The organism is Paenibacillus lutimineralis, assembly GCF_003991425.1.
GTDB lineage: Bacteria > Bacillota > Bacilli > Paenibacillales > Paenibacillaceae > Fontibacillus > Fontibacillus lutimineralis.
Map to the genome: position 1 here is coordinate 1,462,605 of NZ_CP034346.1, position 23,085 is coordinate 1,485,689.

The window sequence follows — 23,085 nt, forward strand, 5'->3', positions numbered from 1 at the left end:
CAAAAATGCAGTTTTTTATTAAGTATTGACCAGATTCCCACAATGAAGAGTGAGAATTCCTGCATATTTGCAGGAATTCCTCAAAAATAGCTGATTTTAGGTTTAAAACCTGCACTTTTGCATTTTTTATTCCGAGGCTGTCCATGCCAAGAACCGTATCCAGTTAGCAGACAACTAGAGCAGAAGTTCTTGATATCTATGGAGTATCCTAGCCAAAAACTGCATCCAGTTAGCAGACAACCCAGACAACCTGAGCACCAAAATTGAATAAGCCGGGGAAGCAACAAGAGCAAAAGAACCTGAATGGTGTAACAAGTTCAGGTCTTTTGCCGTTTATTTTAATGAAAATGGCATTCTGTGGTAAAATGAGGGAAATCTTTAACTTCGCTAAGGTGGATATTGCTCAGTGGAGTGTTGGGAGGTTAGAGCTTTGTTGGATTTAGAGCCTGTTGTTCGGCTGAAGCAAGTCAGCAAAAGAATTGGTGGTAAGACGATTATCGATAAATTAACACTTGATATTCCTCCGGGCCAGGTGTACGGATTTCTCGGACCGAACGGCGCGGGCAAGACGACGACAATTCGGATGATGGTTGGATTGATGTCAATCTCTGAAGGAGATATTGAAATCCAGGGCGCCAGTGTATCAGAACAATTCGAGCTAGCGATCTCTCATGTGGGAGCCATTGTAGAGAATCCGGAAATGTATAAGTTTCTGAGCGGTTATCACAACCTGCTGCATTATGCGCGGATGTCACCTGGTGTGACGAAACAGCGAATTGCTGAGGTTGTTGAGCTGGTGGGATTGGAGCAGCGGATTCATGACAAGGTGAAGACCTATTCGCTCGGGATGCGCCAGCGTCTCGGTGTTGCTCAGGCGATATTACACCGGCCCAGGCTGCTTGTCCTGGACGAGCCAACGAACGGGCTTGATCCGCAAGGAATTCGCGAACTGCGTAGTTATTTGCGCCAGTTGGCCGAGAAGGAAGGGACGACCGTATTCGTCTCAAGTCACTTGCTATCCGAGATGGAGCTGATGTGTGATACCGTTGCTGTTATTCAGCAGGGGCGGTTGATCGATGTGAGGCAGCTGCATGATCAGGACAAGCTGGAGAATGAACGGAAGCAGACGGTGTTCGAGGTTAGCGATCCGCAGCGGGCCTGGGAATTGATCGGCCAGGGCCAGGTCGTGGATGGTGGTCTGCTGCTTGAGTTGGACCGGAATGCGGCGGCTGTCATTAATGAGCAATTAGTACGTGGGGGAATCTCGGTATACCGAATCCGCGTCGTGACGAGAACGCTGGAAGACCAATTTATCGAGCTGACAGGGGGTGTGGGCATTGAATAATTTCATAAACTTGGTTCAGAATGAGAATATGAAAATATATCGGCGCATCCGTACCTGGATTATGTTCGGGATTATTGTGCTAATGGTGCTGTTCTTTGCGATTCTGTTCCGTCTGGGCGGAGGCGGTTCAACGATAAGCGCTTGGGATGCAACGGGCCAACTTTCTTTTCTATATTATCTAGTAACGATCTTCGCCTCTGTCGTTGCAGCTGATATTGTAGCTGGAGAATTTACCTGGGGAACGATCAAGCTTCTATTAATTCGTCCATGGACCCGAACTAAGGTCCTCGCTTCGAAGCTGTTGGCATTGATCTTGTTCACCCTGCTCATTACAGTTCTGTTCTTCTTGAGTTCGATGCTGATCTCTTATGCGATGTATCCGGTTAAGACATCGATGATGTTCTCGGATAACGCCAGTCCGTTCGCGTACTTACTTGAGGATATGCTGTATAGATATATAGATCTACTGGTTATTACCTTATTCTCGTTCATGATATCTACGGTATTTCGCTCCAGCGGAATCGCCATTGGCTTGTCTATGTTCATTCTGTTCACCGGAGGCATCTTCACGATGCTCTTCAATCCCGTCCGCTATCCATGGGCAAAATATACACTGTTCGTTAACATGGATCTAAGCCAGTATCGAGGTGGACAAGAAGGGGTAGCCGGAATGACGCTTGGTTTCTCGATTACCGTGCTGATCTGCTACGTCCTGTTATTTCTGATGATATCCTGGTTGGTGTTCAACAAGCGGGATGTAGCCGCCTAAGCAAAAACAAGTTCCCGTTTGCTATGCAGACGGGAACTATTTTTGATTCTTCACTATGAATTACCCCGCTTCGGGCTGTGGGGTTTTTTTGCGCCTTTTCCTTGATCGGGGCCACAGCTTTGATTTTCTCCATCGTGCTAACGCCATTAAGCAGGCCGCCTTCGAGAATAATCAGCATAGAGACGCTGACATTTCCATCCACTTGCCCGCTGCTCGTAATCGTCAATTTGCCCTTGGTAGATATATCACCGACGACGTGTCCGGCTACGATGATGTTCGCCCCTATGATACTTGATCTGGCTTCGCCCGATTCTCCGACGATGACCTGACCTTTACAATCGATCTCACCGTGAAAGGCACCATCGATACGAACATTAGATTCGCACTGTATCTTCCCCTCGACAATGCTGCCTTGGCCAATCAGTGTGTCGGTCAAGCCGTGTGCCCGTGCATTTTTCCTCCGCATAGTTATTCCTCCGTTTACTATTGTGAGTGTTCAAAAAGGCTGGTTGGACGATTTGAAAAACCTCTTAAAAATGAATTATTGCAGATAAGGCAATGGATCGATCGTCTTCCCATTCTTAACAATCTCGAAATGCAAATGAGGTCCGGTGCTGCGTCCGGTATTGCCGACTTGACCAATCGTCTGCCCCTTCTTGATGAAGTCCCCCTCGGAGACGCTGATCTTGCTCAGATGAAGGTACCAGCTCTGCAGTCCTCCAGGATGCTGGATAATGATGTATTTTCCGTGCGAATTGTCCTGCGCCGTGGTAATGACTTCGCCTGCCGCTGCAGCATATACCGGATCACCTTGCTTGGCGCCGATATCAATGCCGGCATGGAAGGAGGCGCGGCCTGTGAACGGATCGGTACGGTAGCCAAAATTAGAGGTAAGCCGTTTCGATAAAGTCGGCCATTCTGATGGAGTCCCTGATAGGGAGTACTGGGTTTGCTTCGCTCTTTTCAGAGTCAGGGGCACATTCTTCTCCATCTCGTCCAACATGGCATTCATTTCAAGAAATTGATCCTTCGTATGCTCAGCCAATTGTTCAATCTCATTCTCATGGACAGCGATAAATTCTCCCCCCACACCCAGCTGCTCATTGGGGTCGTCAACATCAAGACCTTTCAGCGATAGGGCGGATAGATTGCTCAGTGCACTTGAGTCCGATTCTCCATACTTCTCAATAAATTTCTGCAGTTGATCCTCCAGCTCAGCTACTCGCTCCATCCGATTCATCATGTCCTGTGATTGGCTAGAGAGCGAGATTACTTCATTCTGAAGTCTCTCGATGGCCGCATTTTTGTCAGAGACAACGGCCTCGAACTTGAGGTTCTGAGACTGCAATTGACCTTCAAGCCTCGCGATCGTCTGGTTGGATTGTAGTTGCAGGCTTATAATCAGGCCCGATATCGATAGAATGGCGACCAGCGGGACGGCAATGATGAGCGGCTTTGACATGTGCATTTGCTTGGCGGGCTGTCCTGCTTCTCGCAGAACGAGCAATGTCATCCGATTTGGATTCGGTAAGGTGGCACTTCTCATGGCAACTCCTTTCCTCTCGCACTAGAAGTAGTACTTCGTACTTCTGTTCCGATCACGGTTAATAGAGCTCATATGGAAAAAACGCGCTTATATATTTTATCTATTCCTTTATCTCTTAAATCATGTCAAAAAACTGCCTTGTCTGATATATCGCAAAGCTTAAATTTGCTGAATTAGACTTGATTAAATAGATCTAGACTCCGTTAGTTTAGATGAATTTTGAAGGCGTATTAGACTAGTAATTTCTGCAGAAACGCAGTTTTGATGTAGTTATTTACCTCTCGCTCTCTCTTCCTCAATGTCTCGTGTTACGAATAAACGTTGTACAAAGTGGAAAAGGCTGAGTGGAAGATAGCCATCATTATGTAAAGGTGTGGTTAGAGCCGTATTCCGTAGTATTTCTAAGCCTTGGATTGTAAATGTCGTAAGATCAGCTCTAGCGATTGCGGCTTCACCTCTTGCAACAAATCTCCTCTTTGCTGCAGTCTTTCACCGATGTTCAGCAGATTGAATTCAGATGGATGGGGGTTCTTGCGTACCTCATCCCAGGTTAATGGCGTTGATACGCTGGCAGCTTGCCGTGCGCGTGGGGTGTAGGGAGCTGCCAAGGTTTTTCCGCTGTAATGCTGGAGATAATCAAAATAAATTTTGCCCTCGCGATCCTTCTTCAGACGTTCGATGGTGAAGAAAGAAGGATACTTCTCCGTAGCGTAGCGGGCTACGAATTGGCCGATAGAGCGTAGTTGATCAAACGTAACGCCGTATTCAATTGGAATAATAATCTGAACGCCAGTAGCACCCGACGTCTTGGGAACGGAAGAGATGCCAAGAGAGGCAAGAATGTCGCCAACGTAAGCGGCAGCCTCCATAATCCGCGGCTCATCATCCTGACTTGGATCGAGATCGATCATCCATTCGCAAGGCAGGATGTCCCCGACATAATGCAATGAAGGATGGAATTCGATCGCTGCCAAATTGCCGAGCCAGAGTAGAGTTGGCAGATTGTCGAGCACAATATAGTTGATATCCTCATGCTGAGCGGTTTTGACGAAATCCGGCAGTGGCTCGGGAGCATTTTTCTGATAGAAAAATTTGCTATGGATGCCGCCTGGATATCTGATTGTAGTTAAGAACCGATTGCGGCAATAGCGGAGCAAATAAGGGGACAACTCGGCCAGCCGCTGTAAATATTGCTGCTTGGTAATGCCGGCTTCCGGCCAGAGCAGCTTGTCTGGATTCGTAATGGTCACTTCCTCGCCTTCAATCCGGATCGTGCCTTTGATCGATCTTGCCATCGGAATCCTCCTTTCAAGGATTGAGAATAGAGAAGAGCTGATTACAGATTAGGCTAACCTTGTTATGCGAAAACTATAAGAGGGTGAATACGTAATTTAAGTCTTGCCAGAGCTTCGCCTGTGGCAGGCTGTGAATAGGAGAATGATGGATGATGGAATTTACGCCAGTCGTACCGTTTGAACCGATCCGCGTCTTTGAATTTCCACAAGGGAAGCAATGGATTGCCCAGGTCAAATGGGATGGAGTGCGGATGCTGGCCTATATCGATAAAGGTCGAGTGCGCCTCATTAATCGCCGCGGGAATGAACGTTCTCTGCAATATCCGGAGTTCATGAATCCGTCGGAATATTGCCGAGCAGAATCCGCCATTTTGGATGGAGAGATGATCGCAATTGCTGATGGTAAACCTTCTTTTCATGAAATTATGAAGCGGGATAGCCTTCGTCGGCAGCAGGAAATTGCTTTTGCAGTACCGAGGATTTCCGTCGTCTATATGATATTTGATATTCTGTATTGCAACGGCAGTTGGGTTACAGACCAGCCGCTTGTGCAGCGTCAGCATTTGCTACAGGAATATATACTTCCAAGTACGCGCGTACAACTTGTCCCGAATGTTGATCATGCCGAAGGCCTCTATACCGTAATGAAAGAGCGTCAATGGGAAGGTATCGTCTGTAAGCAGCTCGACAGCAGTTATGCGATTGGCGGTAAGGATGACCGTTGGCGCAAGATGAAGCTGACCTATGACTTATACGCAGTGATTGGCGGGGTAACATATCGTGACGGGATCGTCAATTCTATACTGCTTGGTCTATATAACGAGCAAGGAAATCTTATCTATATCGGAAATGCCGGCCCCGGAAAATGGAAGGGAAATGATCTCTCCCGCATTACAGAGGACTCGCGCAGATTGGCGATAGCGAATCGTCCATTTGCAGCACCCTTTGCCGCACCTCCGGGGAGGGTAAAGGGAGTCGTATGGATGCAACCGGAGTTGACGGTCAAGGTGCAATTCGCTGAGTGGACCCCCGGTGGAACGCTGCGTCATCCTGTTCTTCAAGGCTGGGCTGACGTTCCGCCGGAGACATGTGTTTTCACTCAGCAGGTATGACAAGTACAGGTAAATTGCTTCATGAAATCGTCTTTTTTGCTGTTTTGCTGGAAGGCTTACGCTTCGGCTTGGTTACTGCAGCAGGCGTGGCCTCGTTCGTCTCTGCTTGTGTTTCTGACTCCGCCACGGCCTCCTTCTTCTTTCTGGTCGTGGTCCGCTTCGGCTTGGTCTCGCCAGGATCAGTGACGATCGGACCCTTAACTGCTTCGATACTTGCTTGAAGAGCGGCCATCAGATCGATTACATTAGTCTCCGGCTTAGCTGGAGCAAGACTAATCTCTTCCCCGGCAATTTTCTGCTGAATCAGCGTTAAGAGATTCTCTCTGTAATCATCGGTATACTTCTCCGGCTCGAATGGGGTGGACAACTGCTCGATCAACAGCTTGGCCATGGTTAGCTCCTTGTCGTTCACATTGGCGCCCTGCGGTAGATTCGGAACTTGAGATACAGGACGGATTTCATCTGGATAGAAAATCGTCTCGATAACAAGGCAATCCTCCATCACCCGGATAGCAGCCAGGCTTCCCTTGGAGCGAATGGCGATCTTGGCGATCCCGATCTTGCCGGAATCCCGCATTGCTTCGAGCAGTAGCCGATAGGCGTTGCCTCCTGCTTGGTCGGGCGATAAATAATAGGTCTTCTGAAAATAGATCGGATCGATCTCTGTTAAATCAACGAAGTCGAGAATGGTGATCGTCTTCTCCGTCTGTGCGGACAATTGGTCGAGCTCTTCCTTAGAGAATAGCACGTACTTACCTTTCTCGTATTCATAGCCTCTGGAAATATCATCCCAAGTCACATCTACATCACAGGCAGGACAACGGCGCACATAGGAAATCGGGCTGCCGCACACTTTATGGATGTATTTCATGGATATATCCTTGTCTTCTGTAGCCGAGAACATCTTTACCGGTACATGGACCAGACCGAAGCTTATGGCACCTTTCCAAACGGTATGCATGATGCACACTCCCTTTCTTTTTAGAGGACGTTCAAAAATGAAGCTTTCTACGTTTATGCGACTTGGACAATTATGCTACCCCCATCGCTTCCGTGTTGCGGCTCTCTTGACAGACCTATATAATGATTTAGAACGCAATTTATATGACAGGAACTGACGGTTTTCTTTTAGGATGGCCAAGAAAGTCCAATTATATAGTTTTATGTAGATTTTTGATTTGAAGAATCTTGCTGGCGAATGCTGTAGATGAGGGTGGTCAAAATATGGAATTCGATAAATTGTCGGCAAAGCTCGTATTTGAGATAAAAGACCTTGCCGGTACAGAGAAGCTGGCTGCTTTTCTGGCGGGACAAGCCTTGGCGGGAACGGTTATCGCCCTCGACGGGGATCTTGGAGCCGGGAAGACGGCTTTTTCGCAATTGTTCGCGAAGCATCTAGGTGTCAAGGGAACGGTGAACAGTCCGACCTTCACCTTGATCAAGGAATATAAGGGGCGACTGCCTTTTTATCATATGGACGTATATCGGTTGTCGCTGGACGAAGCTGAGGAGCTTGGCCTGGACGAATATTTCTATGGGCAGGGCGTCACATTGGTGGAATGGGCCAGTCTCATTACGGATATTTTGCCGCAAAATCTGCTGCACATTTATCTGGAGACCCTATCTGTGACAGAGCGGAGAATATATCTGAAGGCCCAGGGTCAGCCCTATGACGATTGGATTTACACTTTGACAGAGAATGGAGTCCTTGAACAATGAATATAGACGGTAATCGGCCGCAGCAGCGGCTATTGGCGTTTGACACTTCCACTTCTTCGCTGGCTGTAGCGGTCATGGAGAATGGCACGCTGCTGGCGGAGCAAAATATACATGCGGAACGTAATCATTCGGCTTATTTGGTCACTGCAATTGAAAAAGCCCTTGAAGCGGCAGGCATAACCAAGCAGGAGCTTGACGGCATTGCCGTTGGCGTGGGTCCTGGCTCTTATACAGGAATTCGGATTGCGGTGACGACAGCAAAGACGCTGGCTTGGGCCTTGAAGATCCCGGTGTTCGGCATTTCCAGTCTGGAGGCGACGGCGCTAGGAGCTTGGGCCAAAGAGACGGGCCAAGATACAGCGGCGTTAGGAGCGTACGCGCTGGGGGATCGATCTAGGGTGGCGGACGCTACTGCGGAATCGAGTGCAGCTGCAGGAACAACTGCCAGTGCGAGAGAGCATTGGATTATTCCGCTCGTAGATGCGCGGCGTGGACAAGTCTATACAGCGTTATTCTCAGCTCAAGATAACACACTGACTCACCGACTAGAGCAGGATGGCATCCGGCTTATGGACCGTTGGATAGAACAACTTGCCGAACTGCTGCAAACCTACGCCCCGGAGGACAGACCAGAAGGGATCTGGATTGTTGGCGATGTTGCTCTGCATGAAGCGGCCGCCGAAGCTTTACGCCCTCTGATGGGGGATCGTCTTCATATTGTTTCCTATGAGTTGGAAGGGATCTGGATGGGAATCGCCGGAACGGCTAGGAGCCGGAGTGGCGCAGGTGATGATGTACACGCAATTGAACCGAACTATACCCAGCTTGCAGAAGCGGAAGCGAAGCGGCTTCGTAATGCATAGAGGAGGAGACCATTCATGCGGTCTATAAAGGACGCCGAACTTGGCAATATCGTATTTCGCCCTATGACATTGGATGATATACCGGACATTATGGTCATTGAACATGAGTCCTTTTCTCTGCCTTGGAGCGAGGGAGCATTCCGCAATGAGATGACGATGAATCATTTTGCTAAGTATCTCGTGATGGAGGTTGAAGGCAAGACGGTTGGATATTGCGGCATGTGGACGATCGTAGATGAAGCACATATTACCAATATAGCTGTAAGAACGGCTCTGCGCGGCCATCATCTCGGTGAACGTCTGCTGCGAGAGGTGATGGATTGGGCTGTCGAACTGGGGATGGTTCGCATGACACTGGAAGTCAGAGTCTCGAATTATGTGGCACAGTCGCTCTACAGTAAAATGGGATTTGTCCCTACGGGGAAGCGTAAGGATTATTACTCGGACAACCATGAGGACGCGCTGATTATGTGGTGTGACTTACCGGTACGGGTACAGCAGGGCTGAACCGAGGAACAGAGAGGAAGAGAGGAACTTTGGTAAATCAAGATTGCTATATATTAGCGGTAGAGACGAGCTGTGATGAGACTTCTGCCGCGGTTGTCAAGAATGGTACAGAGGTACTGTCAAATCTGATCGCCAGCCAGATTGAGACGCATAAGGCGTTCGGAGGGGTCGTACCTGAGGTTGCCTCACGCAAGCATGTGGAGAATATTACTCTAATGCTGGAAGAGGCGATTCGCCAGGCCAATATCGAGCCGGAGGAACTGAGTGCAATTGCGGTGACAGAAGGACCTGGGTTAGTTGGTGCTCTGCTCGTAGGGATCATGGCTGCGAAAAGCCTGGCCTTCGCTCTCGACAAACCGTTGATCGGCACGCATCATATTGCCGGGCATATTTATGCCAACCGGTTGGTCCAACCGATTGAATATCCTTGTGTCGCACTCGTCGTGTCGGGCGGTCATACGGAGCTGGTGCTGATGGAGCAAGAGGGCAGCTTCAAGCTGATTGGCCAGACTCGAGACGATGCCGTTGGCGAAGCATATGACAAGGTAGCACGGGCACTAGGCTTCCCTTATCCAGGCGGCCCGCATGTTGATAAGCTGGCACTCGAGGCTGAGCAGAGCGAGGAGCTGCCTAGAGCCTGGCTGGAACCAGATTCCTATGATTTCAGCTTCAGTGGGCTGAAGTCTGCCGTACTAAATGCGGTGAATCAACATAAGATGCGGGGCGAAGAGGGCTATCAGCCAGCGATTGCCCGCGGTTTTCAGGAGTCGGTCATTGAGGTGCTGGTGGAAAAAGCGATCCGCGCGATTCGTTCTACGGGCGCGAAGCAGCTTCTGCTCTGCGGTGGGGTTGCAGCTAACCGTGGTCTACGGGCAAGCCTCTCTGAGCGTTGTAAGAGTGAGCAGATTTCACTAATCATTCCGCCGTTCAAGTATTGTACGGATAATGCGGCTATGATTGGTGCCGCAGCTTATCTGAAGTGGAAGGAGAGCAAGTTCTCCGATCTTGAATTAAAAGCCGACCCATCCTTGTCTTTAGAGGAATGGCTGCTAGAAGTGTAATAGATAAAGGCTGCATGCCCGGTGTAACTGGGCTGCAGCCTTTTTTTTGCAATTAGAGGTTGTTCAAAAAGCCCACTTTTGATAAGAAAACCAATCGAAGATAATCCAAGGATGAGCGACCGCGATTCATCGGTAGGCTTTCTTGCGATATAGAATTTCATCAGCTATGCTGATAACTTATAAATTCTCTATCTAACACGAAGTAATCTTGAAGCTATTCGACATCGAATCTTGAATTCAGCCGGGCCTAAGCAGATGCTTACGAAGTCATGTTTCCTACGGAAACATCTTAGGTGCTCACGTACAAACTACGTACGCTGCGCTCCTCACGCCCTAGCTTCATCCAACCTTCTCGGTGCTGAAAACCGGCCTTTTTGAACACGAACAATCACATTAAGTTCAAGCTCTATTCGGAAGAAGCTGCCGCTTCATTCATGGCCAATGCGATATCCGACGAGTTCCCCATCCGGCTGGTACCCTCGAATATGCTTCCTTCTTCGATGGCTAGTGAAGCCGCGGCTATGTTACCGTACAGCTTGCCCTTGGACGTGATTGTTAACTTGTTGCTAGCCTGGACGTTGCCGTTGACCTGGCCGGCGATCGTCACATTCCTGGCGCTGATCAGGCTGGACTCGACCACGCCCTTCTCTCCGATGGTGACATCCCCGTCGCATTTTACATCACCGATCATCTGTCCTTCAATGCGCACGCTAGCACTGGATTTGAGCTTTCCTTCAAATACACTGCCTTCCCCGATTAGTGTATCCGTTGAGTTAAGGTCAATTTTTGTGGCTTTATTACGCAGCATTAATTTCTATCATCCTCTCCAGGGATTTTTAAGTAGAGCAATGGGTCGACAGCAGTTCCATTCTTCATGACTTGAAAATGAAGATGTGGTCCGGTGCTTCGGCCTGTGTTGCCTAGTTCTCCAATCAGATCGCCTTGCTTCACAGCGTCTCCCTTGTTGGCTAGTGATCTCTTCAGATGCATATAGATAGATTCCGTGCCTGACGGATGCGATAGGGTTACATAATTTCCACGTGCCGGGCTGTAACCGGTATCAGTCACTTTTCCGTCCGCAGCCGCGTAAATCGGATCTCCTACATCTCCTCCGATATCCAGTCCGTTATGTAAAGTCATTTTGCCGTTAAAGGGGTCTATTCTCTTGCCAAAATCTGAGGTGGTTCGCACAGATGTCGTTGGCCAATAGGTCGGTAAAATCTTCAGCCATTGTTTGTACTTCTGCAGGTTGACCTTGGTCTGATCAAGCTTGGCTTGCAGATTAGGCATTTTATCTAGGGTAGCTGACAGGTTATCCTTCGCTTCTGCGGCTAAAGACACGATCTCATCCTCGGTCAGTGGAATGTCTTCACCACCAATACCTCCATCGGAGAGCGGCAGCAATGCTGTCAAATCGGAAGATAGTCCAGACATCCCGCCCAAAGATTTCAACTCGGATTCTATCTTCTCCAGCTCGTTGATCTTATTCTCGATATCTTTGGATTTCTCCGATAATTCAAGCAATTCCGATAGCAGCTTATCGACATTCTGTTCTTTATTATCTATCGTGCTTTGAAGCTGATCGTTGGATAGGGAGAGCTCTGCTTGCAGAGAGGCGATCCGATCGGAGTGATTGCGGTTCACTATGAACAGAACGAGGAGCAGTACAACCATGGTTCCAACTGCTACGGCTGAGGTCAGCAGAAGAGATAATTTTAATTTGAAGCGGAATACTGGACGGGTGCCTTCCGGCACGATCAGAATGGTAAACCGCTTGTTGGTCGGTTTGAATCTGAATTTCATGAAATCCTCCTGAACGAATAGATGATCATTCTATGGGACCTAAATTTCTTAACGGCAAGCTAATAGAGGTATTCAAAAAGCCGTCCCTTGCTTCAATCCAACTGAAGCAGTTTGAAAGAACGCACATCGAAACCATAAGCTTCGGTGCTGAAAATCGACCTTTTTGAACACGAACTATTAGTTATCATTCGTCAAAACTTTCCAAATCCCTGCTCTGTGCGAAAATTGTCAGATGTTTGCCTTTATCATTTGTTGGTGTTCGCCATATTATTCATCTTGATGAATAAGGTGGGGTTTATTTTGTCGGTTGTTTTGTGTTGTAATATTGGAGTAGAGTACAGCTATATAAGTTGAATTAATGATTGTACGGATGAAGGCAGCCGGGTGAAATGTTCTTCCGATCGCTGTTGCTCACAGATTTCTTGATTTATTAGAATCCAACAAGGTAGAAATCTGTTCACAAAGGCGAGCGCAGCATATGCTTCCGAAGCAGCTTTCTTACAGAAAGCTTTCAGCTTCTCCAGAATCATTTCACCTAGGGACGATATTCAAAATGTTTTACTTCTTTTGAATATCGTACCCTTTTGCCTTATTCCTTGTTTTTTTGGTGTTATTCAACTTATATAGTTATAGAAAAGAGGTTGGAAGGTATGGAAGAAGTGAAGGGGAGCTTAATTACGGTTGAGACGCTGAAATCGGATTTTATCCGTCTGGGAGTATGTCCGGGAATGACGGTTATTATGCATTCTTCTTTTAAAGCAATAGGTTCCTTTGTAGTCGGAGGACCGCCAGCGGTTATTCTGGCCTTGGAAGCGGCGGTTGGCGGGAAAGGAAACGTGGTCATGCCAACTCATTCCGGGGATCTGAGCGATCCTGCCGGATGGGAGAATCCACCGGTTCCGAAGGAATGGTGGGAGACCATCCGTGAGCAGATGCCGGCCTATGATGCGAATCTAACACCGTTATGGGGAATGGGGGTTATACCCGAGATGTTCCGCAAGCAGGATTCTGTTATCCGCAGCAGCCACCCACTGCTATCCTTTGCTGCATGGGGGGAAAGGGCCGAGTATATTGCTGGGAACCATTCTTTGGAATACAGCCTGGGAGAACCATCTCCTCTGGCACGGATTTACGAGCTGGAAGGGTACGTTCTGTTGCTTGGTGTAGGGAATGACAGCAATACTTCGCTACATTTATCGGAGATCCGGGCAGATTATGAGACCAAACGGGAGATCATAAATCAGGCACCGATCAAGACGGATGGGACCAGACACTGGGCACAGTTTAAGGACATTGAATATGATTCATCTGATTTTGCAGCTATTGGCGACGATTTTGAACGGGAGACCGGCTTGGTCAAACGTGGCAAGATCGGTGGTGCAGAGGCGATGCTGATTCCACAGAAGCAGCTAGTTGATTATGGGACGGCGTGGCTGCCGGTACATCGCAAGAAGTTATGATGCTAATATGTTCAAGACCTCGCATTTGGGCGAGGTCTTGAGAGGGTAGGATTCATGCTGGGGTTTATTTCCGCTCAAGTCGAGCCGGATCGAATTCCTGAATAATGTTCTCTGGACCTTCCGCAATATCATAGCACCATTCCAGCATTCCGCCGCTATAGTTATGGACTTTGTCAAATCCGTTATGTTTGAAGTATCTGGCGACTTGATAGCTTCTTCCTCCGCTCCGGCATACGAATACATATTCTCGTTCCATATCGAAATCTCCGATATAATAAGGTATATCATTCATCGGAATCAGTGGGATGCCCGGAATATGCCCGGCGATGTACTCCTCCGGCTCACGAACATCAATAACTAAAGTTTTATTATTTGAACTTTGAAGTATATGCTGCAATTCATCGCAATCGATATGCGAAACACCGCCGATGATTTCACTCACTCGATTTTCCTCATTTCTTATTCATTTTTTTGCGATCTCATTATTTCGTTAGTACTGCATTCAATTTTCTATCATATCCATATACTGCTTTGATTTCAATTCCCACGATCTCTAACATATGATAAATTGAAATAAACATCATCGTGATCATGTTACGACATACCGCATGCTTCTTACAGAATAGCTTTATAAGTGAAAAGTATCACAGATTCATTTAAAGTTGAAAAGTTCACAACTAAAATTGTGTGTCTAAAAAATTATACGAAGGGATGATGGATGTGAAGGCTACCCAAGGCTTTCTTTTTCAGTCTGGCTATTGATTGGGCTCATTTATTTTTGGGGATAGGCGCAGTGTTTGGCGGCGCGGTATTGGTGATCGAACCGAGCGGAAGTTTACTGGGAATGCCTACCGATATCATGGAAATTGAGCTATTTCCCAACTATCTTATTCCTGGGATCATTCTCTTGGTGTTCATGGGGATCTTTCCGTTAATCGTCGCCTGGGGATTAATTACGAGGCGGGAATGTAAATGGGCAGAACGCTTAGATGTATTCAAGAAATCGCATTGGTCCTGGGCTTACTCTTTGTATATTTCCATTATCCTAATTATTTGGATCTCGGTGGAGACATATATCTTGAATGCAGTTGCTCTTGTCCATCTTTTCTATATCGCGCTTGGATTGGCAATTCAGATTGTGACGGTGTTGCCACAAGTCAATGAATCGTATCTGAAGGAGCGGGTAGAGAATGAAATCGAGATCGAGAAAGATTCTGTTCAAGGATAGTATGTGAGCAATAGAGAGGGGAAGCGAAGCCCACGTCCTTTGGCAGGTACCGCCGATTCAAGAGAAAGCATGTTTTCGGGGTTGCTGTCAAGATGTGGACAAGGAAAGGGCTAAATGGAGCATTTTTGTAATGAAAATCAAAAAAAGTCTTATGCACCAACGGATTAGATTTAATAAATGGAAGTCGGATAATTTTTTCAGAAAAACTGTGGATAATGTGCATAACTTAGTGGATAATTTGGGGAATTCCATGAAAAGCCTATTTTAAAGCGTAAAAAAACGACCTGATCGGTCGTTTTTTTACATTTATTATCAATTGATATGTGGATAAGGCTGTGATCAAGGATTTTTTTACGATTTTATGAAAATCTTAAAGCTCGTGTCCAAAAAGGCCAATTTTCAGTCCGAAGCTTTGAATTCGACATTCCCCTTAATTCTCCATCAGTTGCTCCCATTCCTCATAGCAAGCCGACAATTGCTCCTTATGTTCATCGATTGCTGTTTGTCGCTCCTGGACAGCCGTATAATCCTGATATATTTCCGGAAGGGTAAGCTCGTGCTCAAGTGAGGCGATGTCCCCCTCCAACTTGGAAATGAGCTCCTCCAACTGTTCAAGTCGGCGCTGACGGTTGCGTTCTTCACGCTTCGCTTGTTTGTCTGCTTCATAAGATGCAGCCCCTGATTTCCCTTTAGCGGCGTTGTCATCTTCCTGTAAGCTCGCACGCTCCGGCTTTTGCTTAGCGGCCTCTTGAGCGGCCTTCTCTGCGGCCATTTCCTCCAGCTCCAGCTTCTTCTCTAGATAGTCATCGTAATTACCCAGGAAATGTTGCGCTCCATTAGGGTGGAGTTCGACGATTCGCTCAGCCATCTTATTTAAGAAGTAACGGTCATGGGAAATGAACAGCAGTGTACCGTCATAATCGAGCAGGGCGGATTCCAGCACCTCTTTGCTAAATAGGTCCAGGTGGTTCGTTGGTTCGTCAAGAATTAGCACATTGGCTTTCTCCAGCATTAATTTGGCCAGAGCAACGCGGGCTTTCTCTCCGCCGCTCAAAGCGGCGATCTTCTTCAGAACGTCCTCTCCGCTGAACAGGAAGTTCCCAAGTACACTACGGATACGAGCTTCCTCAATATGAGGAAATGCGCTCCAAACCTCTTCCAACACGGTATTCTCGCGATTAAGATGCGTTTGTTCCTGATCGTAGTAGCCGATTTTTACTTTGGAGCCCCAGGTTAGCGAGCCTGAATGAGGCCGTAGATCGCCGGTTAGTATTTTCAACAAGGTGGATTTGCCGATCCCATTCGGTCCGATTAGAGCTACTGTCTCACCGCGATTCAGATAGAAGGATACATTTTGGAATAACGGAGTTTTGGAGTCATCATAGCCATAGGACAGTTGATCCACATACAGGACATCCTTGCCTGTCTGAATCTCCGCCTCGAAGGAGAAGCTGGCCCGCTTCAAATCGCCGAGTGGGCGCTCAATTCGATCCATCTTCTCCAGCGCCTTGCGCCGACTCTGTGCCCGCTTGGTCGTTGAGGCGCGGACGAGATTTTTCTGGATGAAGTCTTCCATCCGGGCTATTTCGTCCTGCTGCTTCTCATACTGCTTCATGCGACTCTCATATTCAGCGGCCTTAAGCTCAATATAACGGCTGTAGTTGCCCGTATACCGGGTTGATTGATGCCGTTCGATCTCGACGATGGTTGTAACTAGACGGTCCAGGAAATAACGGTCATGAGAGACAACCAGCAATGCCCCTGAATAATTACGGAGGTAATCCTCCAGCCAGGTCAAGGTCTGAATATCCAAATGGTTCGTGGGTTCGTCCAGCATTAGCAGGTCCGGAGCCTGAAGCAGAATCCGTGCCAACGCAAGCCGGGTCTTCTGTCCACCACTCAAGGTAGAGATAACCGTATCGGACGAGAAATTACCGAAGCCCATTCCATATAGCACACTGCGGATCCGTGTCTCGATCTCATAGCCGCCGTTATCCTTGAACCAGTCCGATTTGAGCGCATAGCGGTTAAGCAGTTCCTGATAAGCCTTCTCATCAGCCGCCACCGCCGGATCGGCAATCTGCGCCTCCATTCCTCTTAGCTCGCGCTCAGTCTCTAATAGAGGGGCGAATACGTTCAGCATTTCTTCCCAGATCGTTCGGTCGGACTGTAGTCCGCTGTTCTGAGCTAGATAGCCGATCCGAGTCTCTTTGGCTTTGAAGATTTGCCCACCATCATAAGATATTTCCTCTGCAAGGATTTGCAGCAATGTAGATTTTCCTGCGCCATTAACACCGACCAGCCCGATCCGTTCTCTTTCCAGAATCTGCAGGTTAATGCCCTCCAATACCGGAGTGACGCCAAATAATTTCGTAATATTTGCAGCTTGAAGCAACATAATGAATTTGATCCTCCAACGAATTTACTAAGTATGTTCTCAAATTACTGAATTAGGTTTTGTGTGATTAAGCTAATAAGCCTACTACTATATATTGTAGTGTACATGAAAAACCCTGCAAATGCACCGCACTTTAATGATCGCTGTCATGCGATTTGCGAAAAGAAGCTTGGTTTTCATTTTACGCCAACAATGATACACTAGAGGGAAGAATATATACTTTTGACAAAACACAAAATATATCCTTCTTGACGAGAAAGGGGAAGAGGCGTCGTGAGGGATACTTCAGCTCAAAATATATCCGCACAAAAGAAAGAGCTGCGTCACAGAATGACTGTGATTCGCTCAAATGTCTCTGCAGCTTCCCGCAGAGAACAGTCGATTGCTGCCAGTTTGCTGGCAGAGAACGAGGTGCTATCCCCCCTAAGAAAAAGCCGCGGTGGAAGACTGAATGTATTCTGCTACGTATCATTTCGAGACGAGCCTGAGACGCTGCATTTGATTCAAACTTCCCTTGAGCGGGGTGACCGGGTACTGGTCCCCAAAGTGATTAGCGAAGAACGGAAGCTGACGCTTCATGAAATGAATGATGTAAATGATCTGATCCCGGGAGTGTGGGGCATCCCAGAGCCGGGAGATCATATGCCGCAGTGGCCGACTGCGCGTTATGCAGAGATTGACATCATTATCGTTCCGGGTCTTGCCTATGACCGCTATGGCGGCAGAATTGGCTTCGGGGGCGGGTATTATGATCGCTTCATGGAACAAATATCATCGGTCAAGAGCACTGGCTTGGTCCCAATTAAGGCCTCACTGACACTTGAGGAGCAGATCATCCCGGGGCGAATTCCGATGGAAGAGCATGATTTTAGACTGGATATGCTGTTTACAGCATCAGGTATGATATATATATGAAAGAGAGTAGTGAGCGCATTTATGGAAACGGAATCAGGACAAGCTCTGACGCACTTCAATGAACAGGGCCGGGCGCGGATGGTCGATATTTCGGCAAAGGAATCCACAGTCCGGGTGGCCGTTGCACAGACGACGGTGCATATGCAACCTACGACGCTAGCTGCAATCAAGGAAGGCAAGATCAGCAAGGGAGATGTGCTTGCCGTTGCTCAGGTGGCCGGTATTCAAGGGGCTAAGCGCACGTCTGATTGGATCCCGATGTGTCACCCGTTGATGCTTACTGGAGTGAATATCGTCTTTACGGATAACAACCATGATGAGTTATATATAGAAGCTACAGTTAGAACGGAAGGAAGAACAGGGGTGGAAATGGAAGCACTTACGGCCGTATCAGCGGCAGCGCTAACGGTGTACGATATGTGCAAAGCATTACAGAAGGATATCGTTATCGGTCCTACGATGCTGCAGGCCAAGAGCGGTGGTGTCCACGGAGATTATTCGCGGATTTGATCGGATCTGATGAACAATTGCGTACAGTAGTGCGCAGAATAAAATGATGAATACAACTTAAATAGAAGTTCCATAAGGGTGAGGAGGATGGCTTCATGGTTTGGAAAACAGCGATTCTTACGGCAAGCGACAAAGGAGCCAGGGGCGAACGTGAAGATACGAGCGCACAGGTGATTAGGGAACTGGTCGAGGAAGAATTGGGAGGGGAAATCATCGAATATCGCATCGTACCTGATGAACCTGATGAGATTATCGCTGCACTGATTGAAATGACCGATTATTTTCAAGCCGATCTTGTCTTGACTACTGGCGGTACAGAGCTCGCCATTCGGGATGTGACTCCCGAGGCGACTAGGCGTGTCATTGAACGTGAGGTGCCAGGAATGGCCGAAGCGATGCGCTCCAGGGTGATGCAGAAAAATCCGGCCAGCATGCTGTTCCGTGGCATTGTCGGAATCCGCGGACGGACTTTGATCGTCAATTTGCCGGGAACTCCAAAAGGGGTGCACGAGAACCTGGCAGCGATCATGGATCAGCTTCCGGAAGCGCTGCTTATGGTTACGGGTCAATTCCGACTTTAATTTTCCTGTAGCGAGTTGGTTAAATCCGCCTAGAGATGTTGGCATAATTTCATGTTTCTGCAAATAAATTTGCTGAACGGGCTGTAACTGTGATCTTTGTTATGGTATGATGTGGGCGTATCATGATGGCGCCCCATCATGAGTCTATTAATTTATGCTAACGGGGGAGAATGAGCATGAGTGCAGGTGCTTTTCTGTTAATCGTTATAGCGGCTCTCGTGTTGTTTGGTCCGAAGAAGCTGCCGGAGCTCGGCCGCGCCGTCGGGCGCACCATTAATGAGTTCAAGAATGCCACTCGCGATATTGTAGAGGATCGTCCCGAAGCTCAGAAAGCGGAAGCGGCTCCTGTAAATGAAGCTCCAAAGCAGGAGGATCGGCGTCTGCCAGAATAGAAGATACATATTGAATCCCTTCCTTGTTGTTATTAGGGAGGGATTTTGTTTGAATTTTGCCGCCCTATTGGTGCGTTAAGCCGGACAAATCGGCCTAAGGAGGACAAGTATGGCTGATGAACTGAAGTCAGAGACGATTGTGGAGCATTTATCGGAATTAAGACGGAGATTAATTTACGTGGCTCTCGTGTTCACGTTTGTTCTCGTCGCTGCTTTTTTTGTCGTTCATCCGATCTATCAATATTTGACGATTAATTCGATAACAGGCGTGGAGATCAAGCTGAATGCTTTCTCCTTCTGGGATGGCGTCGGCGTATATATGAAAATAGCGATGGTCGTTGCTTTAGGCATTACCCTGCCTTTTACGCTCTATCAAATATGGGCATTCGTTAGTCCCGGGCTGAGACCCAGAGAGCGAAAGGCGACGCTAAGGTATATTCCCTATGTATTTCTCTGCTTTTTAATCGGAATTGCGTTCGGTTATTTCGTGGTATTCCCGCTAGCGATGAAGTTTACCGCCGGGCTGAACAAGGAGCTTGGTTTGATCGAGACCTATGGAATGGCCGACTATTTCAAGTTTTTGATGAATATCGTGTTTCCAATCTCGCTGTTATTTGAGCTGCCAATCGTGATCTTGTTCCTGACGCAGCTACGGCTCCTGACCCCGACCTTACTGCGTAAAATGCGCCGTGTAGCTTATTTTATACTGGTTGTAATCTCAGTGATGATCACCCCTGCGGACCTGTTCTCGGCCTTCTTGGTGCTGATCCCGCTTATTATCCTGTATGAGATTAGCGTGCTGCTGTCCAGCCGGGTACACAAGAAGCAGTTGGCTGCAGACGCCAAGCGTGCGGAAGAGTATAGCTAAGGAGTGTGACGTGTGGATTTGGAAGATGAACGTGGTGTAGCGTCAGGAACTATCGCATTGCACATAGCGGATGAACGGTGTGGCCCGGGAACTAATGCATTGTGTATAGTTGGTGCACGGCGAGACGCCGGGAGGTAATGCATCATGCACAGCTGGTGTAAGTTGAGGTGTCGCATGATGCTCATATTTGCGAAGTACCGACGTTGATTGGCCGCATCGCATACGATTCCCTGCAAAAATGCATCTTTTTGCGGGGAATGTAAGCTAAGAGAAGAGAATTGCTGCAGAAATGCAGTTTTTTTCTTGAAATTGGCTTATTTCTAAAGGATTTTGATGAAAAGCCTGCATTTTTGCAGGCTTTTATAGAAAAGCCCGGTTAAATTGTTGAAAAGCTGCACTTTTGCAGTTTTTTAGGTTTTTCATATCCCTATTGGTAGGATGCATATGGATAAGGGACAAGAAGAGGGGCTGCCTGACGGCGGCTTCTTTCTTTTTATCACTCCACCCATAAGCGCTATGCGGGTTCCTACCTCAATTCTAAGTTTTGCGCAAAAAAGATAATGGGAAAACTTGAAATTTACTTGCGATTTTATTATCATTATAGATGTTGTTAGCACTGTGATGGATCGAGTGCTAATTATTGAAGCGGAAGCTTACCATTGAACCAATATTACTAAAGGAGGCTCTTTTTCATGATCAAACCATTAGGTGAACGCGTACTGGTAGAACCAATCAAACAAGAGGAGACTACAGCATTAGGCATTGTACTTCCAGATGCGTCCAAGGAGAAGCCACAGGAAGGCAAAATCATTGCAGTTGGAAGCGGTGTATTAAATGATGGTGTTCGTGTTCCTTTGGAAGTGAAGGAAGGCGATCGTGTATTGTTCTCTAAATATGCTGGTACTGAAGTGAAGTATGATGGCAAGGAATACTTGATTATGAAGGAAAGCGACATCCACGCGATTATTGAATAATACGCAACTTGGCTTGAATATAACGACTGAACAGCAGGATTCAAAATATAGGGAGGTAATTATTCATGGCAAAAGTAATTAAATTTAGTGAAGAAGCACGTCGCGCAATGCTTCGTGGTGTAGATACTTTGGCTGATGCAGTAAAAGTAACACTTGGACCAAAGGGCCGCAACGTTGTATTGGAGAAGAAATTCGGCAGCCCGTTGATCACCAATGACGGTGTAACAATCGCGAAGGAGATCGAACTGGAAGATGCTTTTGAGAACATGGGTGCTCAGCTCGTAAAAGAAGTAGCGACGAAGACAAATGATGTCGCTGGTGACGGTACGACAACAGCAACTGTACTTGCTCAAGCGCTGATTCGTGAAGGCTTGAAGAACGTAACTGCAGGCGCAAGCCCAATCGGTCTTCGCAAAGGGATCGACAAAGCCGTGAAAGTAGCGGTTGAAGAGCTGCAAAAGATCTCCAAGTCGATCGAAGGCAAGCAATCGATCGCTCAAGTAGCTGCGATCTCTGCGGCTGATGAAGAAATCGGCGAACAAATCGCCGAAGCCATGGAAAAAGTGGGCAAAGACGGTGTGATCACGGTTGAAGAATCCCGCGGCTTCTTTACGGAGCTTGAAGTGGTAGAAGGTATGCAATTCGACCGTGGCTATGTATCTCCTTACATGATCACAGATACTGATAAGATGGAAGCTGTCCTCGACAATCCATACATCTTGATCACCGACAAGAAGATTAGCAGCACGCAAGAAATCTTGCCGTTGCTTGAGAAGATCGTTCAACAATCGAGACCACTGCTTGTGATCGCCGAAGACCTCGAAGGTGAGGCACAAACGGTGCTGATCTTGAACAAACTGCGTGGAACGTTCAACGCGGTAGCTGTTAAGGCGCCTGGCTTCGGCGACCGCCGCGAAGCAATGTTACAGGATATCGCAGCCTTGACTGGCGGCCAAGTGATCACCGAGAAACTTGGTTTGGATCTGAAGAGCACAACAATCGAGCAACTGGGTAATGCACGCCAAGTTATCGTAACTAAAGAAAACACGACAATCGTTGACGGAAACGGCGACAAAGCCGATATCGATGCTCGAGTGAACCAAATCCGTGCGCAGCTGGAAGAGACGACTTCCGAGTTCGACAAGGAGAAACTGCAAGAGCGTCTGGCTAAGCTGGCTGGCGGCGTAGCGGTGATCAAAGTTGGCGCAGCTACAGAAACCGAATTGAAAGAACGCAAGCTTCGCATCGAAGATGCCCTTAACGCAACTCGCGCAGCGGTTGAAGAAGGGATCGTATCGGGCGGTGGCGTAGCGCTCGTGAACGTATATAACGCAGTCGCAGCACTTGACCTGAGCGGCGACGAGAAGACAGGCGCAAGCATCGTTCTTCGCGCTTTGGAAGAGCCAGTTCGCACGATCGCAGCAAATGCAGGTGAAGAGGGCTCCGTTATCGTAGAACGCCTGAAGAAGGAAGAAGTAGGCGTAGGTTACAACGCAGCTACTGGCGAATGGGTGAACATGTTCGATGCAGGTATCGTAGACCCTGCTAAGGTAACACGTTCCGCTCTACAATATGCAGCATCCGTAGCAGGTCTGTTCCTGACTACTGAAGCGGTAGTCGCTGATAAGCCAGAACCAGAAAAGCCAGCTATGCCTGACATGGGCGGCATGGGTGGAATGGGCGGCATGATGTAATAAGGGGATAGCCCCCTTATACAAACAAGCGTTTCCGAGTAAGAA

The 23,085-nt window shown here is 47.8% G+C and carries 24 protein-coding genes; 16 read left to right on the forward strand and 8 right to left on the reverse strand.

From position 1 onward, the window contains the following. Positions 1-433 precede the first annotated feature (433 nt). Together EI981_RS06170 and EI981_RS06175 are read left to right on the forward strand one after the other, a co-directional pair. Entirely contained in the window at positions 434-1,345 is a 912-nt protein-coding gene (locus EI981_RS06170) for an ABC transporter ATP-binding protein (protein ID WP_127004409.1), read from the forward strand. Beyond that, positions 1,329-2,114: an ABC transporter permease gene (locus tag EI981_RS06175; protein ID WP_227011717.1), complete on the forward strand. Its 786-nt coding sequence runs from the start codon at positions 1,329-1,331 to the stop codon at positions 2,112-2,114. The genes EI981_RS06170 and EI981_RS06175 overlap by 17 nt, the downstream gene beginning before the upstream one ends. Here the strand turns inward: EI981_RS06175 and EI981_RS06180 are convergent. From EI981_RS06180 to ligD, 3 genes are all read right to left on the reverse strand, one after another. Next, positions 2,089-2,580: a bactofilin family protein gene (locus EI981_RS06180; RefSeq protein WP_126996392.1), complete on the reverse strand. Its 492-nt coding sequence runs from the start codon at positions 2,578-2,580 to the stop codon at positions 2,089-2,091. The two genes, EI981_RS06175 and EI981_RS06180, sit on opposite strands and share 26 nt — an antisense overlap. A gap of 75 nt (positions 2,581-2,655) precedes the next feature. Beyond that, a complete protein-coding gene (locus EI981_RS06185) occupies positions 2,656-3,660 on the reverse strand; it encodes a M23 family metallopeptidase (protein WP_126996394.1) in 1,005 nt (334 codons plus the stop codon). Positions 3,661-4,061: 401 nt separating this feature from the next. Beyond that, a complete protein-coding gene (gene ligD, locus EI981_RS06190) occupies positions 4,062-4,955 on the reverse strand; it encodes a non-homologous end-joining DNA ligase (RefSeq protein WP_126996396.1) in 894 nt (297 codons plus the stop codon). Between the two features lie 149 nt (positions 4,956-5,104). Between ligD and EI981_RS06195 the strand changes: the two genes are divergently transcribed. After that, on the forward strand, positions 5,105-6,067 hold the full coding sequence (locus tag EI981_RS06195) for an ATP-dependent DNA ligase (RefSeq protein ID WP_335926334.1): 963 nt from the start codon (positions 5,105-5,107) through the stop codon (positions 6,065-6,067). Positions 6,068-6,086: 19 nt separating this feature from the next. On the opposite strand, the gene ku is transcribed toward EI981_RS06195, so the two are convergent. Further along, the gene (gene ku / locus EI981_RS06200) at positions 6,087-7,028 is read right to left on the reverse strand and encodes a non-homologous end joining protein Ku (protein WP_126996398.1); all 942 of its coding nucleotides are present in this window, start codon (positions 7,026-7,028) and stop codon (positions 6,087-6,089) included. Between the two features lie 263 nt (positions 7,029-7,291). Here ku and tsaE point away from each other — a divergent pair, with 263 nt between their 5' ends. The 4 genes from tsaE to tsaD are packed head-to-tail and all read left to right on the forward strand — an operon-like array spanning position 7,292 to position 10,217. Then, complete coding sequence (tsaE, locus tag EI981_RS06205; RefSeq protein ID WP_126996400.1) at positions 7,292-7,786, forward strand: tRNA (adenosine(37)-N6)-threonylcarbamoyltransferase complex ATPase subunit type 1 TsaE; 495 nt, start codon at positions 7,292-7,294, stop codon at positions 7,784-7,786. Further along, positions 7,783-8,649: a tRNA (adenosine(37)-N6)-threonylcarbamoyltransferase complex dimerization subunit type 1 TsaB gene (gene tsaB / locus EI981_RS06210; protein WP_126996402.1), complete on the forward strand. Its 867-nt coding sequence runs from the start codon at positions 7,783-7,785 to the stop codon at positions 8,647-8,649. The genes tsaE and tsaB overlap by 4 nt, the downstream gene beginning before the upstream one ends. A 15-nt stretch (positions 8,650-8,664) precedes the next feature. After that, positions 8,665-9,156, forward strand: coding sequence for a ribosomal protein S18-alanine N-acetyltransferase (gene rimI, locus EI981_RS06215; RefSeq protein WP_227011718.1), 492 nt, complete (start codon positions 8,665-8,667; stop codon positions 9,154-9,156). A 29-nt stretch (positions 9,157-9,185) separates the two neighbouring features. After that, complete coding sequence (gene tsaD / locus EI981_RS06220; RefSeq protein WP_126996404.1) at positions 9,186-10,217, forward strand: tRNA (adenosine(37)-N6)-threonylcarbamoyltransferase complex transferase subunit TsaD; 1,032 nt, start codon at positions 9,186-9,188, stop codon at positions 10,215-10,217. Between the two features lie 406 nt (positions 10,218-10,623). On the opposite strand, the gene EI981_RS06230 is transcribed toward tsaD, so the two are convergent. Together EI981_RS06230 and EI981_RS06235 are read right to left on the reverse strand one after the other, a co-directional pair. After that, positions 10,624-11,025 (reverse strand): bactofilin family protein, encoded by a 402-nt coding sequence (locus tag EI981_RS06230; protein WP_126996408.1) that lies wholly within the window; start codon positions 11,023-11,025, stop codon positions 10,624-10,626. Then, positions 11,025-12,020 (reverse strand): peptidoglycan DD-metalloendopeptidase family protein, encoded by a 996-nt coding sequence (locus EI981_RS06235; RefSeq protein ID WP_126996410.1) that lies wholly within the window; start codon positions 12,018-12,020, stop codon positions 11,025-11,027. The genes EI981_RS06230 and EI981_RS06235 overlap by 1 nt, the downstream gene beginning before the upstream one ends. Before the next feature lie 650 nt (positions 12,021-12,670). On the opposite strand from EI981_RS06235, the gene EI981_RS06240 reads away from it, so the two are divergent. After that, positions 12,671-13,480, forward strand: a complete 810-nt coding sequence (locus tag EI981_RS06240; RefSeq protein WP_126996412.1) for an AAC(3) family N-acetyltransferase — start codon at positions 12,671-12,673, stop codon at positions 13,478-13,480. Positions 13,481-13,544: 64 nt separating this feature from the next. On the opposite strand, the gene EI981_RS06245 is transcribed toward EI981_RS06240, so the two are convergent. Next, positions 13,545-13,922 carry a rhodanese-like domain-containing protein gene (locus EI981_RS06245; protein ID WP_126996414.1) on the reverse strand — a complete coding sequence of 126 codons (378 nt, stop codon included), beginning with the start codon at positions 13,920-13,922 and terminating at the stop codon, positions 13,545-13,547. A gap of 336 nt (positions 13,923-14,258) precedes the next feature. On the opposite strand from EI981_RS06245, the gene EI981_RS06250 reads away from it, so the two are divergent. Continuing rightward, positions 14,259-14,708: a hypothetical protein gene (locus tag EI981_RS06250; RefSeq protein WP_227011719.1), complete on the forward strand. Its 450-nt coding sequence runs from the start codon at positions 14,259-14,261 to the stop codon at positions 14,706-14,708. Between the two features lie 430 nt (positions 14,709-15,138). Here EI981_RS06250 and EI981_RS06255 read toward each other — a convergent pair whose 3' ends face one another. Then, positions 15,139-17,106, reverse strand: a complete 1,968-nt coding sequence (locus EI981_RS06255) for an ABC-F family ATP-binding cassette domain-containing protein (RefSeq protein ID WP_126996418.1) — start codon at positions 17,104-17,106, stop codon at positions 15,139-15,141. A 273-nt stretch (positions 17,107-17,379) separates the two neighbouring features. On the opposite strand from EI981_RS06255, the gene EI981_RS06260 reads away from it, so the two are divergent. The 7 genes from EI981_RS06260 to groL all read left to right on the forward strand — a co-directional run bounded on the left by EI981_RS06260 (position 17,380) and on the right by groL (position 23,040). After that, the gene (locus tag EI981_RS06260; RefSeq protein ID WP_227011720.1) at positions 17,380-18,021 is read left to right on the forward strand and encodes a 5-formyltetrahydrofolate cyclo-ligase; all 642 of its coding nucleotides are present in this window, start codon (positions 17,380-17,382) and stop codon (positions 18,019-18,021) included. 21 nt (positions 18,022-18,042) lie between these two features. Further along, the gene (moaC, locus tag EI981_RS06265; RefSeq protein ID WP_126996420.1) at positions 18,043-18,531 is read left to right on the forward strand and encodes a cyclic pyranopterin monophosphate synthase MoaC; all 489 of its coding nucleotides are present in this window, start codon (positions 18,043-18,045) and stop codon (positions 18,529-18,531) included. A gap of 95 nt (positions 18,532-18,626) precedes the next feature. Beyond that, entirely contained in the window at positions 18,627-19,112 is a 486-nt protein-coding gene (locus tag EI981_RS06270; protein WP_126996422.1) for a MogA/MoaB family molybdenum cofactor biosynthesis protein, read from the forward strand. Positions 19,113-19,288: 176 nt separating this feature from the next. Continuing rightward, the gene (locus tag EI981_RS06275; RefSeq protein ID WP_126996424.1) at positions 19,289-19,504 is read left to right on the forward strand and encodes a twin-arginine translocase TatA/TatE family subunit; all 216 of its coding nucleotides are present in this window, start codon (positions 19,289-19,291) and stop codon (positions 19,502-19,504) included. Between the two features lie 109 nt (positions 19,505-19,613). Beyond that, the gene (gene tatC, locus EI981_RS06280; protein ID WP_126996426.1) at positions 19,614-20,372 is read left to right on the forward strand and encodes a twin-arginine translocase subunit TatC; all 759 of its coding nucleotides are present in this window, start codon (positions 19,614-19,616) and stop codon (positions 20,370-20,372) included. A 692-nt stretch (positions 20,373-21,064) separates the two neighbouring features. Beyond that, a complete protein-coding gene (gene groES / locus EI981_RS06285; RefSeq protein ID WP_126996428.1) occupies positions 21,065-21,346 on the forward strand; it encodes a co-chaperone GroES in 282 nt (93 codons plus the stop codon). Positions 21,347-21,411: 65 nt separating this feature from the next. Continuing rightward, positions 21,412-23,040: a chaperonin GroEL gene (gene groL, locus EI981_RS06290; RefSeq protein WP_126996431.1), complete on the forward strand. Its 1,629-nt coding sequence runs from the start codon at positions 21,412-21,414 to the stop codon at positions 23,038-23,040. Positions 23,041-23,085: the final 45 nt, after the last annotated feature.